Raw genomic sequence first — 15,962 nt, forward strand, 5'->3', positions numbered from 1 at the left:
CTGAATTAATTGTCGTACATCCATGATATCTATCTTCTTTGCGGCCATATCCCTGATTTAAGTTTCAGCGATAAGATAGAAATCATTCCTTTCAATGGCTCAATGGCGCAATTTGCGTCGAAACGGGTGGCGCAACTTCGACCGAAACAATAGCCTAAATGCACCTAAAAAAGTGGCACAACTTCGACCGAAACGCCTGGCACAACTTGAACCGAAATGGGTGGCACAACTTCGACCGTTTTATCTACAACATAAGCTCAAATGCATTTAACTAGCTGTTATAGAACTATTTTATTCAATTCTTTCGTATGTAATTTCTTGTCCTTTATCTTTCAGGGTAATCATATCCTTTAAAAATAATTCAAAATTTGATACGCCGTTATTTGATGCGCCACTACTTGTTGCTCCTGTGTAAATAAGTCGAGTACCTGAAATTTTATAGTTACCATCGGAAACCACTATACCCCTTTGGATAACTCTTAATTTGTCTCCAATGAATTCTAAAACGGTAACATTTGTAGATTGTGATAACCATTTACCAATTATTTCAACGGAGTAATTACTTGGTTCTACTTCATTCAAGTTTAATTCCGATGGCTTTTTCTTCTTTACTTCAAACATATTGTCAAGATTAACACAACTGACAGCTTTCATTATTGTTTGGGTTATTTTTGTTGGCTTGTCAAATGTTCTCTCATATGGTTTCCCTCCGATTACTATTTTAAATTTCTGAATATCACTATTTTGTAGTAGTAATACTTGTTCCTTTACAATGTCTCCTTGAATACTTACTGTATAACCATAAATTTCGCCCAAAGTTTTCTTGGGTTCTAATAAACAATTTGTGGATGGGATTCTTATAATTTTATTATCTACTTGGATTTCCAAAAAACTAGTTTTTAGTTTTTCCTCTGTCAAGTAATCATTGATTGCTTTATTATAAGCATCTCTATCTTTTACCGGTTCAAAAAACGAAACGAAGGCAACAGTTCCATCTTTACCTTTATTCACTTGCACAACATAAAAAGTATAGGCAGATTTATCGTCTGTTAATAACCCAATAGCATCTCTTACCTTTCCTCCAAAATACTCCGTGTTACCATCTTCCGATACTATTGTTGGTTTACAATTCTGAGAGAAAACAGTAGAAGTATTCAATAACAAAAATAGTAAGGCAACTGCCTTCAGTGTATGCAAATAGTTTCTCATATATTACATTTTATAGTTAATGTTCATTTCGCCGTTTGTTAACATTGCCCCCAAATCATCTATTTCCTCTCAACCCCAAATCGCCCCCACACAAATCCACTTCCCCATCCGCAACCCAAACCTACTCATTTTCCTCTTTCCATAAACATAAATGCCAATGTTTGTTTTTGCATACAGTAAAGTCAACACCTGCGCGGGATAGGTTGGTTTATAGTAGTGTAGCATATCAGCGGTAAGGAGATAAAATACAACTAATGAGTGTAGTCGTAATATGGGATTTTGAATAACAAACTATTTACAAGGCATATAGTTATATGCAACGTAGACTGTTAAATTAAGACAAAAACCATTATTTGGACTACACTCTGTTGCAAGATCCTTTCCATTACAACAAATTCTCACCTTTGTGATTTATAATAAATGATTTCAAATCAAAAGGAGTTTTCAAAACAGACTCGATATCACCTCCAATTTTGTCAAAATCTATAAAGGTTAAATAGTCTTTGAAAGAATATGAATACTGGTCATAATAATGAAATTCTTTAATTAAACCCAAAAATGATTCAACAATATTTTCTTCAATTCTATCATGATAATCAACATAATTTATACCATGAAGGCGTACTTTGTCATTTTTATTATTTGTATCAGTTATCGCTTTATCGACAATCATGTAAATGTTTATGCCATTGAAAAAGTCATCGCTAATCTTGAACTGATTTGGAGAATTGCTCAAAAATTCAAAATCATTCCCGGAATTAAAATATTTTTGTAAATCAATCCGAGCTTGTTTATCTGTCGTGTATTTTTTGTTCAAACCATCATACAAAACATCAACAATGCTTTGAAAATGGCGAAAGGCATTCTCTCGTGCAATTATTGGCGATTCATCACTAAATTGCTTACATGAAAAATGAATAGCATCTTTTAAATCACCATTATTAAAAAGAAAGTCTAGTTTGTTCCCAATATCCTTTCTGTAAAATGATGATTCAACAATATAGTAGATATTTTGCTTCATTTTTTTGCCCTTTAATAACCATTTATTATCATAAGGTTATTCCAAAATTATACCAGCATAGAGTTTACTATTACCTGAGCTGTCAGATAAGGCACGTGAAATTATTGCACAATAATCAAAATACTTAATACATTCATTTTTATTCATCTTACTAGTACCTGGATAACAAATCGATAAGTATATGATGTTATCATTTATAAATAATGCGGATCTTGATATGAATTTTTTAGCAACTTGGTCAGCTCTATGTGCATCTAATTCTATTACGATTTTGAATTTATTATCATCAGTTAACCCAAAAATATCGATACTATCTTTAATTGTGAGGGATGGTCTATGTTCAGTTTTCCATGTAAATCGTTTAAGTTTTTCATTTAAAAAATCAGTTAGTTCTAGTTGCAATACTGCAATGTCGTTATGTGTGATTTTTTTGTAATTGAAAGCACTTAAATGTTTTCTTATTTCCTGTAAAATTATGGCACCATCGGAATTTACTTCTTCAATTACTTCTTCATGAAATATTAAGTCATCACCTAATAATTCATTTTGATTTTCACGAAATTCAACATATAATTTAACAGCCAATTTTAAGGTTGCAGAACCATTCCTAATATTCCCATCAATAGGCACTTTATGTCTTTGAGAAGCATTTTTCCTCTCATCTTCTGTAGAATAATTCAATTCATCAATAATATAACTACACTTATTTTCAGTGTAATGCGTGTCTAAATCTCCATAGTATTTCTCTACATGATTACAGTTTGAAATTCTATTATTGACAGTTGTCTTTGTGTCTGGAAACTTTATTTGTAACCATTCTTTAAATTCATTAGTTCTCATGTTAGTTATTTTTAGGTTGTTTGTAAATTTTTTATTTAGAGAAATCGAAAAAATACATACCTCTTTGTATGTATTTAGAAGTTTTGCGATCCGCAACCCAAACTTACACATTTTCCACATTGCATAAACATAAATGCCAATGTTTATTTTTGCAGGCAGGAAAGTCAACACCTGCGCGGGGTAGGTTGGGTTATAGTAGTGTAACCCCTCAGCAGTAGTCCAATAAAACAGTTTGAGAAGGATTAGGGCATGCATATATTAGCGCAATTACCCCCGCATCTCTTCTAAACTATTTCGCCAAGATTCGTCCGTCTTACTACTGGCATACGATTTCTCAATACACTAAAACAGCTGTTTGCTGGCCTATCTTTTATGACCACCGTGGCAGCCGTTACGCTGCAATATATTCAGTGTTTTTACAGCGAAATACCTGATTACACGAATACTAATTTACTTAAAAATAGTTGGACATTTTCTTGCAAATCATTTTAAGGTTTCAGAATTTTGTTTTCGGAATATGATTCTGCCACTATTTGGTATCCTTCTCACACGGCTGCGCCCATGGCAGCACGGTATCTTTTAAGTTTTCTGCTCTTACGAGCCATCTGTAATGCATCATAACTTTTTCAAAATGGCATCCAGTCAAGAAAAAGGAGTTCTGAACTTTATAGCTGAGTTCTCCAAGATGAACACCACCGTAGCTGGTTTCGGGATCACCTATAATCCTCCCGAAAGGCTAAGACTCTCCAACCTTCAAGATTCTCTGTCGCGGGCAACCGGGCTTATTAGCGAACTTAACATGGCCTACAGTGCCAATAAGAACGCTATTTCGGTTCGGTCTGCTGCATACAAGACTCTTCCCAGCCTCGTCACGCGTGTGGTGAATTTCTTCGCCATTACCAGTGCCGATAGCGCACTTAAGGCAAACGTTAAGTCGGCTGCTGCAAAGCTTCACCCATCCTCGAAGAAATCGAAAAGCACGCAGCAAGCTACCTCAACCATGACCACGGACGAGAATGGAACTACCGAAACGCCGAAGACACACTCTACGGCACAAACTGGCTACGACAATAAGCTGGGCCACCTGCGGCTAATCATTGCCCTAGTGAGTACGGAATCCACCTACTCTCCGGCCGAGACCGAGATTACCATTGCCAGCCTCAACAGCTTTGCCTCCGAGCTGGAGCATTGTAACCAATTGGTGATGGAAACGCAAAGTCGCCTCTATTCGATCCGCAAGCAACGCAATGAGCTGCTTTACGGCAAGAAAAACAGCTTAGCAGTTCTTGGGCGGGAGGTTAAGCAGTATGTTAAGGCAGCCTTCACCGCCACCAGCAAAGAGGCAAAGGCAATCAACTCCGTCAGCCTCTCTTAGTTGCCACTTGAGCAGCCAACATTACCATTCTAGGGTAGGGTTTTGCATAAAGCCCTACCCTTTTGTTTGCAACAAAAGCGGGTATACCGCCTTTTGCACTAACACAAATGCCTTAGGAACTACCACTATCGCGTTAGGGTTTTACACTATTGCCTTAGGGAACTATACTATCGTTGCGGGAACTTACACTACAGCATTTCGGAGTTATACTATCGCGTTCCGAACTTACACTACAGCGTTACGGAGTTATACTAATGAGTTCCCATCTTACTTTTTTTGCACTTCCAATCATACAATGCCCCATCCGGAACTACCACTTTCGCGTTGCCAACCTACAATATCCTGTTCCCAATCAATAATATGCCGTTGCGGAACATAAAATTAGCAACTTGCTAATTCACCACCCGGCAAACAGAAATTATCCCAATCGCCATAGCTTGCTCAGCCCGACCCCTACTCCCAGGTCGCGGAAGGCGAGAATAAAAAGTCGGTAGGGTTATCGATGTCGTAGAGATACTGGTATCCCCTTGTCTCCTTCCGGCAAAAAGGGGCAAGCAAAGCCACCATTTTTATGTAACCCTCAATGGTCAGCTCGCAGAAGAAGTTATGGTTGTCGAGGGTGGCAATCCCAAGATCCTCTTCGGCAATGCGGAGCGTTAAGGTGCAGTTACGCGCCTCAATAAATTCGATGGAGGAGAGCTCCAAATCGGTTTGGTTGGTAACGATTACCTGCTGCACTATATCGCGAAACATCTCCGCCTGCGCCTTATCAAATTCATATAGCCGCACAACGTTGTCGCCATCCGTGTTTATTCTGCCGAGATAGTCCAGCTTCATCTTAGTTGTTTTGTTACGTTTAGTGCGGAACCCATTAACCCGGACTGTAGTATAATTCACCAAAACAAAGGTGCATAACCCAGCCATTATCCCAGCTAATTCCGACCGAAAGTTACGAGAAAAACATCGAAAGTATGGTAGCCGCATGCAAATACGATAAATCCAGCAACGAAGATGAATGATTCGTGTTATAAATCATTCCCACGGCATTGGGTTATCTAGCTATTGCGACTTAATGCTATCATTTCATAGCGTTAAGTATTAAACGCAATAAACCATATTATCTCGATCGCCATAGCTCGCGCAGCCGGGGCCCCTTAGGACGAAGATCGCGTAAAAACGGTGGCTGTTCGAGCGAAGCGAGTTCCGCCGTTTTAGCGAGCAAGGCCGTAAAGGGTCGGCGAGCGAGCAAGGCTTGACTTTTTTGCTTACTTTTTGTGTCAAGACAAAAAGTAAGAAGTGTTTTGGGCAACGCCCCGTAAGAATACCTTTCATTTACTTTGCAAAGACACACTGAAAAAGGAACAAGACTATAAAGTTCTCGAACTACCTGAATACCTGATCAGCCTTAAACCCCAGCGGGGTTTTATGTTTATAGAAAAATGGAACCCGCGAACATTCGACCCCAGCTGGGGTCGTATCGCTGTATACACGATCTTTCTATAAACATGCGATGCCCCTGGCATCAATTAATCCGTATTTTACATAGACTAATAGAAAATAGAGAACAAAATCTTGAGCAAGAAAAAACATAATTACTGCCCATTAGGTTGTGTAAATGTTTTGATTACCTTTGCGCCTTGAAAAAAATCACTTTATAAGGAGTTATGAAGCGTATCGCTGAGTATAGAAAATTATTGGAGATCACTCCCGAAACCGACCTTGGGACCTTGAAAACGATCTACCGTAACTTAATGAAGGAGTGCCATCCCGATAAGTTTGTTGACGATGAAGCAGCTAAGGCAGAGGCAGAGATTAAAAGCAAAAGCATCATTGAGGCTTACCATTTCCTAGTGAGCATTGCTCCCGAAACCAAAGCGTTCAACGAAGAGCAGTATACCCAAACCATTACCACTTCGGCTATTGAGGATTATTCCTACAAGGGTCAAACCTTAAAGGTGGTATTTCAGGATGGAAGCGTTTACGAATACTTCGGAATTCCTAAAAACATTTACACCAAGCTAAACAACTCGTCGGCCATTATCCGGTTTGCGCGTCGCCATATTTTCAACTCGTATACTTACCGCAACGTAAGTAAACAATCGGCATAAGGTTTTATAACTAAAGAGGCTGTTCCTGCGAACAGCCTCTTTTTTTATGCAGTATCATCATCCATTAATGTCAGCGAAACAAGATATTCCGCGATGCATAGGTTAGGTGCGAAAACTATTTACTTTTTTTCACCACCATAGCCTAGCTGTTCAGCCAAGTATTTATTCTCCTTTAAAATCTTTTCCGATTTGCTGACACTTGAGTATCCGTATCCTAGACCAATCAACACGACCATCTTCCAAAGGAATCCCGACCAGAGAAGAAACGGATTTATCAGCAAAAGAATGAAATAGTAAAAGAGAGTCATTCCCAGCGGGATTAAAAGCGCAATCTTAGGTTTTCTAAAGGTTAGGAATCCAAACCCAATAAAGACAAAACCTAACAGAATACTAATTACAATCGCAGCAGCCGAAGTTGAACTCATCAGGGGTGTAAAAGGTCCAACTACATATAATGCACCCAATCCAAAGAGTATCCATCTCGATTTATTCAGCTGTTCAATCGAGTCTTCTACATCGCCTTTCTGTATTATCTGTTTGGCAATAAATGAAGCCTGCTCCTTTTCGGTTCCTTGAATAGGATATTTGCAGATATTGCATATAAGCTCCTGTTCATTTAATTCGGTTTTACAAACTTTACATGTGATCATCTTACTCTCCATACCTTTAGGTTACAGTAAATATTGGGTAAGTATAATGCCACTGAGGAAATTCCATCCAACATTAAACCGATAACAATATAGCAATTAAATCATCAAACTTTCAAATCTTCAATCATGCAAATCTTCAAATCATGCAAATTTTCAAATCATCAATTCATCTTACTACATTAGCACACGAACCATTTAAACCTATTTACTCTTTCGGCCTCTAATCATCTGCCTAATAAATCTTAATCAAATATGAGAAAATCGATCTATTGCCTTACATTCCTGCTGCTTGCATCAGCAAACATGCTCGTGGGGCAGAACAAACCTATTGAAAAAGCAAACTACCAGCTTGCCTCCCGCTTTTCGCCTAAGAAGGTTGGGAAGATGGTCTTTAGCACCAACGTCGATCCGCACTGGCTTAAGAACAGCGAGCGCTTCTGGTACTCCTTCGAAACGCCAAGCGGAAAAAGTTATTACATAGTTGATCCTGCTGCCAAGAGCAAGAAGATTCTCTTCGACAACGTTAGTATGGCGGCACAAATGTCGAGGCTTACCAAAGATCCTTTCGATGCTCAGCATCTCCCTATTGAGAAGATTAAGTTCATCAAAAACGAAACTATTATTCAGTTTGAGGTGAAGAGTAAGCTCATGGACGAAGATAAGAAAGACGCCGATGAGGACGACATGAAGAAGAAGGATAAGAAAAAGGATGCCGATAAAGGCAAGGCCGACAAAAAGATCTTTCACTTCGAATACAACCTCGCTGCGGGTAAGCTAACACTCGTTGATGATTTCAAAAAGATTAAGGAAAACCCCGATTGGGCCAACATATCCCCCGATGGTGAAAAGGTTGTGTTCTCGAAAAAGGACAACCTCTACTGGATGGATAAAGCCAGCTATGCCAAAGCGTTGAAAGACGAGAAGGATAGCACCATTGTAGAGCACCAAATTACCAAGGATGGAGTTAAGGATTACAGCTACGGCTATACGAAGGAGAACGAGGACAATGAGGAGGAGGTTAAGAATATCGACAACCGCAAGCCTACCTATATCCTTTGGTCGCACGATTCCAAATTCTTTGCCATTAGCCGAAACGATAGCCGAAAGGTTAAAGACCTTTGGGTAATAAAGAGTCTCTCATCTCCTAGACCTACTCTGGAAACCTATAAATACCAGATGCCGGGCGAAAAAGAATCGCCAATTGAAGCACTTCAGGTATATAATATGGCTGCCGACACCATGGTAACCATAGATGTTACGGGGTTCAAGGATCAAACCCTTTCCATGTTTAGCGCACCAAGGCTTAAGAAAGATCGCGACGACGATTACACTGCCAGTAAGTGGCTCTCAAAGACCAACGATAAGTTCTACTTTTCGCGTATCTCTCGCGATTTGAAAAGAGCCGATATCTGCTATGCCGATCCTTCAACCGGAAAGGTTACTGTAGTAATTGAGGAGCGCCTTAATACCTATATCGACCTGAATGATTTAGGCTTGGTAAACAATGGTAAGGAGCTAATTCACTGGTCGGAGCGCGACGGATGGGGACACTTCTACCTATATGACGGAAACGGTAAGCTGAAGAACCAAATCACCTCTGGCCCTTTCCATTGCGAGAGTATAGAAGGAATTGATGAGGCTGGCAGGGTGCTATACTTTACCGCCAATGGCCTTGAAGCAAACGAAGATCCATACTATCTCCACCTGTATCGTATCAACTTCGATGGATCTGGACTTAAGCTACTAAATAAAGGTAATTTCGACAATGCGGTTAGCCTTTCGGATGGTTGCCGTTACTTTGTCAATAACTTCTCGAGGGTAAACACTACCCCCGAATCGGTTGTGATGGATAACCAAGGAACACGAATAGCCAACCTCGAAAAAGCCGATCTTTCGCTACTAATTCAAGCGGGTTTCAAATTCCCTGAGCCATTTACCGTTAAAGCCGACGATGGTATTACCGATCTCTATGGAGTGATGTATAAACCTTTCGATTTTGACTCTACCAAGCTGTATCCTATTATTGAATACGTTTATCCCGGCCCACAAACCGAAGCGGTGAACAAAGCATTTTCGGCACGTTTGGATAGAACCGATCGGTTGGCTCAACTTGGTTTTGTGGTAATTACTGTTGGTAATCGTGGTGGCCATCCTGCCCGCTCTAAGTGGTATCACAACTATGGCTACGGCAATTTAAAAAACTACGGTCTGGCCGACAAGAAAGCAGCCATTGAGCAGCTTGCCGATCGTTATGCCTACATCGATATCAATAAGGTGGGAATACACGGACATTCGGGTGGTGGATTCATGTCTACCGCAGCTATGTTGGTTTACCCCGATTTCTTTAAGGTAGCTTGTTCCAATGCCGGTAACCACGAGAACAACATCTACAACCGTTGGTGGAGTGAAAAACATCATGGTATTAAGGAGATTACCGACACCGCAGGAAAGGTTTCTTTCGAATATGATATCGATAAGAACTCGAAGCTGGCCTCCAACCTCAAGGGTCACTTACTGCTAACCACTGGCGAAATCGACAATAACGTGCATCCCGGCAATACTATCAGAGTAGCAAATGCGTTAGTTCGAGCCAACAAGCGCTTCGACCTGTTTGTATTTCCCGGACAGCGTCACGGATATGGCGATATGAACGAATACTACTTCTGGTTGATGGGCGATTACTTCTCGAAACACCTTATTGGCGATAACTCCCAAGGGGTAGATATTACCGAGATGAACCGCGATATAGAATTAAAGTAATAAGGAATATAGCTGCAGCTGCAGTAATTCTATTCATACAAAAAGGGGTGCCGATTTAGTTCGACACCCCTTGCTTTTTCCATGCTAGACCTAAATCTCTACAGTCGATTTTATTTCTGTCGTGCCCATAACCTTATATACCGGGTATGGATTGTAGCTCCTACTCCACTGCGGTTGAAGGTATCTATCGAAGTAGTTCCAGAAGAGCAATCCATCGTCCGACTGAGGTTCCATAAGATAGGAAACCAAATACCCAAGCGGTTGCGATGTGCGCACCAGATAGCTACCTGCCGGAAACTCCTTCGTTTCCTTTACAAAATGTCCAACAGCGGTTTCGGTATAGTGCCCTTGGTTTAGTTTAGGTGCAGCCTTTAGCTCCTCAATTATAAACTTATCTACCTCCAAGCTAATAACCTTATCGAGCCGTTCAACCTTAATTCCATGTATTTTAAGTAGGCTGATTACCTCCGGATCGGGAATAGATAGGATGTAGGCAAAGGGAAATTTCACGTTTTTTGTTGCATAGTAATCGGCAATATAGGTAACGCTAATATCACGCCTTCTATCACTCTTTGTAAGATGTTCGTTGCCCTGTTCATCCACCACCACATCAACTTCATAAGTCTTGACGTTGGCTTTATTGGGCGTGGGTTTTCCTTCATAGGCCACGGCAAACGAATCGGTTACCGCAGGGTTCAATCCTCGGGCAATGGTAGCCGCATCGGCACTATTGAGTAGTTCCTTAATTTCGGCCTTATGGCTAGCCGAATAATCCATCACCGAATGAATTAAGTTGTAGCATCCAACTACCCTCGACTTATAGTCGGCATATACATAGTTCTCGTTTAGTATTCCAAGTCGGTTCCGAACACCAACATAGTTGCTTAAGTAGCGAGGCTCTGCAGCGTATGATATCCATCCCTTATCGTAATCTTTTTGATCGATAAACTCACCGTAGAAACAGTTCTCAACTTGATACTTATCGCGCAGGGTAGTCGATACTTCCGGCATCATCCTGTCGCGCATATAGTTAATTAGCGAACGATCGCAGTTGGGATTCATAATCCAGGTAAAGGTAACCGGCTCCACATGGTAAGAACCGTTGGTGGTATGGCAATCCATTATCACATAGGGATCCCACCTATTGAGCACATTAGTAATAACTCCCTTTATTTCGGGCGATTCTACCTTCATTCCATCACGATTCAGGTCGAAATATTGTCCATTATACCGAACTCCAACTCCGTTTTTGGGTCCATTCTGATGGGTTCTATTCTGTGTGCTTATTTTGTCGTTGCCATCGGCATTGAGAATTGGACACACCAGCAGCACAACATCGTTAAGCACGGTAGAGTTCTTATCCTTCAGTAAATCGCGCAAATACATAAGTGATGCCTCTTTACCCTCAACCTCGCCAGCATGAATATTGGCCTGAATGTAAACCACCACGCGCTTGTCGTTCAAAAGATCGGCAGGTTTTTTTGGCATCGGGTTTGCCACAATAATCAAAGGAATATCTCGTCCCTCGAATGTCTTTGCAATTAGCTCCACTTTGATATTGGGTGAACTCTTTTGCAGCTGCGCAATATAAGCCATCACATCGGCATGCATTGCCGTGGATTCAAAGTTCGATTTCTCCGCTACCGTTTGTAGCACATTCTGGCTATACCCAACGGTCAGGCTAAAGAACAGGAAAATAGTGAGTAAAGAGATTCTTACCATCGCAATTTTATTATTTACACCGATTAGATGAATTCCAATAGGAATAGATTAACGCCGCCTTATTTAATTATGACCATAAAAAAGAGTAGCGATAAAGCGGTTTAGCTAAATACCTTTCCTATACTGGGTATTGGTTGTGGGATGTATGGTGCGGTGAAGTTCTTGCCCGGCATCACTAGTACCGCTAAGGTAATCCACAAATACTTTTGCAACTCCTGCTATATCCATTTCCAACTTGGTGCCAGTATGTATGTCGCGTAAATCGATGCAAAAGCTAGAAAAGAGATTGGGAATATCGGTCACAATCTCAGTATTCAGGTAGTTAACATCGTTATATATACAGTGATAATTCCCTTTTGCCTTTTCGATACGGAGTGGCACATTTTTTAAGCTTGTAATAGTAGATGACCTTTCGCACTGCCCAATGCAGGTATTGTCGAGGGTATCCTTTTCGCATCCATCCACCTGCTGAAACAAGCATTGGCGGGAAGTCATAAGCACAATAGGATGATAAATGCTGTAGTAAAGGTTGAAGTTCTCAGGTTTCTTGATACCCTTTACCTGCTGCTTGCTAATCTCGTTCGAAATAAATGCTCCGCCACAGCCGAAATTCTCCTTTAGGCACTGAAGGCTAAATGAGTTTACCACGTTTAGATAGGGGCCAGCAATCCAACCAATTCCCATCTCGTAGGCTTTATTGGCAATACCAAGATTATTGCTCACAATAAGCGTAGGTTTTACTACGTCAAGAAATTTAATGGCATCGCGATAGTCGTCGCCAATTAATATGGAAGGAAACCAAGGTATAAGCGACCGGTTCGTTAGAAACATATCCACAAGTTGGGTATAGGCATTGCTTACCCCATTAGGTAGCTGAAAAAATAGCTGAGCCGAAGTTCCATTACTCAGGTTCACATCCGCGGGTGAGGATATCAGTATGGAAAGAGTGGGATTCGGTACCGTGGTGGTATCCCTTTTCAGAAGAGGAACATCAATTGGCTCCACCACTTCGCGCGAACTGTTTAGCAGTGCATGGATTTGCCTTTTAATGGAAGTAAACTCTTTAAATGGGAGAAAAACATTCCGTTGAAGACCATCAACATCCAACTTTTCGATGTAATACTCGGTATCGTTTATCGACTTTAAACTCTTCAATACCATATCGCTATTCAGAGCCTGTTTTCCTACTGATGCTAGGTTTGAATCGGAATTTACCACGAATGAACCATCGGGAGTTTCAACAAGCACGTGTAAAGGGCTACCCGATTCTCCCGAGAGCGTTATGGTCAAAGGAGCCTTTGCAATACTCAACAGGTCAATCTTACTTTTTACATCGGTAATAATCTCCGTTTTATCATCATACAGCTCCTTCTTGGCTCGTTCCAAATTTGCCTCGTTGGAAGAGTCGTAACCTTTGGCCAAATGTATGGCTGAATGATCGCGGGGATTATCTATAAACATGCTCCTTGTAATGGCCCCGGCTAAGAATGCGTTCGAGAAATCGCGATTAAACACCTTATAAAGCGAACTATTATCAACGCTTAATGCTTCACCATTATAAAGCCTCTGTAGCTGCTGGCGCCATGCCTTTACCACGGTATATACGTAGTGAAACTTCTTAATTCTACCCTCAATCTTTATGGAGTCTACTCCCGATTCCGATAGTGCCTTTAGGTCGAAGAAGGCTGAGTTATCCTTTAGGTTAAGGGGGAAATCATTGCCGTTGGGCGTAGTTAAATACTGATCGCGGCAGGGTTGGCTACACCGTCCACGATTCCCTGAGTTCCCACCATGCACGGAGCTAATGTAACATATACCTGAAAAACATAAACAGTTGGAACCGTGCACAAACACTTCGGTGAGGATATTATGTTTATGGGCAACTACAGTGAGTTCATCTATCTCGCCAATGCTTAACTCACGCGACAAATTAACACGCTTAACTCCGAGCTTGCTTAAGAATGCAATCTGTCCTACATTATGGGTTGTAAGCTGGGTAGAGGCATGTATTTTAAGCCCCTTAAAGTAGTTGGTAAGCAGATAAAGCACGCCTAAATCCTGAACAATTATACCATCGAGACTAGTATTTACCAGCTTATTGAGTAGCGTTATTAGGGCAGGAATTTCGCTCTCAACCACTATAATATTTAGCGTGAGAAAAACCTCGCAGCTACGCTTATGAGCAAGCCTTAAGATTCCCTGTAAATCGTCGAAGCTAATATTTTCGGCACTATTTCGTGCATTGAATCGATCGAGACCACAGTAAACCGCATTGGCCCCTGCTGCAATTGCAGCTTTTATGGAATCGACATCTCCGCCGGGCGCCAGTAATTCAATCTCTCTTTTCGCAATCCCTATCATATCCCTTTGCTAATGCCCGTTTCGCGGCGTAAAAGTAGCCATATCTTTTTAATTTGCGCAAAGGAGTGTTGGGGATGCAGGGATATCGCATTTAGAAACCTATAGTAATCTTACTATTTAGAATTAAGCCTATAATTGCGTGGTGTCCAGTATTCAATACAATAAACCGTAATAATCCGATGGCCATAGCTCGCACAGCCGAGGATACTTAGTCCGAAGCAAGTAATATCCAATTTATGTTGTATCCGCGGTTACTTAAGCCATAGTATCATTTCTATTTGTAGAAGCCATCTTTTTACCTTTCACCTTACACTTCTTGACTTGAGTTTTTTGCTTACTCTTTGTGTCAAGACAAAAAGCAAGATGTGTTTGGGGCAACACCCCGAAAGGCTATCTCTCATTTATCTTGCGAGGACACAACAGAAAATGAATAAGACTATTGGGTTCTGGAACAATGCAAATACCTGATTGACCTTAAACCCCAGCGGGGTTTTATGTTTATAGAAACAGAAAAAAAAAGAACATACGACCCCAGCTGGGGTCGAATAGCTGCATACGTTATCTTTCTATAAACATGTGATGCCTCTGGCATCAATCAGCATGCTTTTTTGCGATGTGCCTTAATTCAAATCCCTTAATCAAGGAAAATAAAGGTTGATACAGAAACCGTTTAAATGGATAGAGAGCAAAAACTCTGATTTGTGTTGAAAGTGCAATGGTAAGAGCCAACGAAATATGGATACATTCATTGCATAAATCAAATCGCGAATCCACCATTTTAGATTTTTACACCTCGATGTGCTACAATCAACGCACCATTTACTTATTACGGTAACTTCTCCCCCCTTGCCGAAATCCAGAGGCCATACCACTCCTCACGAGTAATGTTGATTGAAGAAGCATCCTTGCAGGCTAAAATACGGGAAGGCTTAGTACTTCCAATAATAGGATGAATATTCATGGGAATCATCATTAACCAAGCCAGCACAATGGAGGCCGGAGTTGTAGAATACTTCTCGGCCAATGCAGCCACGATTTTAGAGGTTTCCTGCTGCTTATCTGTTAGCTGGCTATGCGGGGTTTCGGTATACAATCCTTTGTCGAGCGAACTCCATGTTTGTATGGTCATTCCTGTTTCTTGGCAATACTCCAAAACTCCCTGCATTCCACTATCCACAGCAACCAATCGGGTATTTACGGCAACGCCTAAATCGAGCATAAGGGTATGTCCTAGACTAAGTTGAAGCTGGTTTGCCACTAAAGGATCGGTGCAGCAGCGTTGGAGGTTGCGCACCTGGCTTACGCTCATATTGCTTACACCAAACTGTTTTACCTTTCCTTGCTGCTTTAGGTGGTCGAATGTTTCCGCAACCTCTTCGGCAACCAATAAGGCATCGGGACGATGCAGCAGAAGTATGTCCAGCTGATCGGTTTGCAAGCGTCTAAGTATACCTTCGACTTGCGCTATAATATAGGTTTTACTAAGGTTGTAGATACTGGAATCACCAGGATTCGCACCACGACAAATTCCCACCTTCGATTGGAGTACCATTTCGGAACGCAGGCTGGGTCTCCGTTTTAGTATTCGGCCAAAAACCTCTTCGGCTTTTCCATATGTGTAGATGTCAGCATGATCAAAAATAGAGATACCAATCTCCATGGCCGCTTCAATTGCCATTTCGGCAACTCTCTCATCGGCGGCAGTAATTGAGTTTTGGTTCCAGCCACCACCCAAACCCATGCAGCCGTATATCAGCGATTTACTTTTAATTGGATTCATACACTTCGGAATATAGCTAGAACTTAAATGAAGCGAACATATTTAAAGCGGATTACAAAGAAAATTGATCCGAATTATCCGAGGGCATTAATCTACGGCCTCCGAGTTCTGAAATCTCACTATTTATTTAGCCGAT

The 15,962-nt window shown here is 41.0% G+C and carries 11 protein-coding genes; 3 read left to right on the forward strand and 8 right to left on the reverse strand.

Features of this window, described 5'->3' with window-relative positions:
• Window positions 1–291: 291 nt before the first annotated feature.
• From BLS65_RS11890 to BLS65_RS11900, 3 genes are all read right to left on the reverse strand, one after another.
• Window positions 292–1,209: a hypothetical protein gene (locus tag BLS65_RS11890; protein ID WP_092439272.1), complete on the reverse strand. Its 918-nt coding sequence runs from the start codon at window positions 1,207–1,209 to the stop codon at window positions 292–294.
• A 385-nt stretch (window positions 1,210–1,594) separates the two neighbouring features.
• Window positions 1,595–2,230: a hypothetical protein gene (locus BLS65_RS11895; RefSeq protein WP_092439274.1), complete on the reverse strand. Its 636-nt coding sequence runs from the start codon at window positions 2,228–2,230 to the stop codon at window positions 1,595–1,597.
• A gap of 36 nt (window positions 2,231–2,266) precedes the next feature.
• Window positions 2,267–3,070: a hypothetical protein gene (locus BLS65_RS11900; protein WP_125869855.1), complete on the reverse strand. Its 804-nt coding sequence runs from the start codon at window positions 3,068–3,070 to the stop codon at window positions 2,267–2,269.
• Between the two features lie 631 nt (window positions 3,071–3,701).
• On the opposite strand from BLS65_RS11900, the gene BLS65_RS11905 reads away from it, so the two are divergent.
• A complete protein-coding gene (locus tag BLS65_RS11905; RefSeq protein ID WP_125869856.1) occupies window positions 3,702–4,445 on the forward strand; it encodes a hypothetical protein in 744 nt (247 codons plus the stop codon).
• Window positions 4,446–4,898: 453 nt separating this feature from the next.
• Here the strand turns inward: BLS65_RS11905 and BLS65_RS11910 are convergent, their stop codons facing one another.
• The gene (locus BLS65_RS11910) at window positions 4,899–5,282 is read right to left on the reverse strand and encodes a hypothetical protein (protein ID WP_092439321.1); all 384 of its coding nucleotides are present in this window, start codon (window positions 5,280–5,282) and stop codon (window positions 4,899–4,901) included.
• An 827-nt stretch (window positions 5,283–6,109) separates the two neighbouring features.
• Here BLS65_RS11910 and BLS65_RS11920 point away from each other — a divergent pair.
• Window positions 6,110–6,553, forward strand: a complete 444-nt coding sequence (locus tag BLS65_RS11920) for a KTSC domain-containing protein (protein ID WP_092439282.1) — start codon at window positions 6,110–6,112, stop codon at window positions 6,551–6,553.
• Window positions 6,554–6,672: 119 nt separating this feature from the next.
• Here the strand turns inward: BLS65_RS11920 and BLS65_RS11925 are convergent, their stop codons facing one another.
• Window positions 6,673–7,215 carry a VIT1/CCC1 transporter family protein gene (locus BLS65_RS11925; protein WP_092439284.1) on the reverse strand — a complete coding sequence of 181 codons (543 nt, stop codon included), beginning with the start codon at window positions 7,213–7,215 and terminating at the stop codon, window positions 6,673–6,675.
• A 240-nt stretch (window positions 7,216–7,455) separates the two neighbouring features.
• Between BLS65_RS11925 and BLS65_RS11930 the strand changes: the two genes are divergently transcribed.
• The gene (locus BLS65_RS11930; RefSeq protein WP_170830104.1) at window positions 7,456–9,963 is read left to right on the forward strand and encodes a S9 family peptidase; all 2,508 of its coding nucleotides are present in this window, start codon (window positions 7,456–7,458) and stop codon (window positions 9,961–9,963) included.
• A 90-nt stretch (window positions 9,964–10,053) separates the two neighbouring features.
• On the opposite strand, the gene BLS65_RS11935 is transcribed toward BLS65_RS11930, so the two are convergent.
• The 3 genes from BLS65_RS11935 to BLS65_RS11945 form a co-directional block, all read right to left on the reverse strand.
• Window positions 10,054–11,685: a M14 family metallopeptidase gene (locus BLS65_RS11935; RefSeq protein WP_092439288.1), complete on the reverse strand. Its 1,632-nt coding sequence runs from the start codon at window positions 11,683–11,685 to the stop codon at window positions 10,054–10,056.
• Between the two features lie 105 nt (window positions 11,686–11,790).
• The gene (locus BLS65_RS11940) at window positions 11,791–14,046 is read right to left on the reverse strand and encodes a peptidase U32 family protein (protein ID WP_092439290.1); all 2,256 of its coding nucleotides are present in this window, start codon (window positions 14,044–14,046) and stop codon (window positions 11,791–11,793) included.
• Window positions 14,047–14,872: 826 nt separating this feature from the next.
• The gene (locus BLS65_RS11945) at window positions 14,873–15,826 is read right to left on the reverse strand and encodes an aldo/keto reductase (RefSeq protein WP_092439292.1); all 954 of its coding nucleotides are present in this window, start codon (window positions 15,824–15,826) and stop codon (window positions 14,873–14,875) included.
• Window positions 15,827–15,962: the final 136 nt, after the last annotated feature.

It is taken from the genome of Williamwhitmania taraxaci, from assembly GCF_900096565.1.
GTDB classification, from domain to species: Bacteria; Bacteroidota; Bacteroidia; order Bacteroidales; family Williamwhitmaniaceae; genus Williamwhitmania; species Williamwhitmania taraxaci.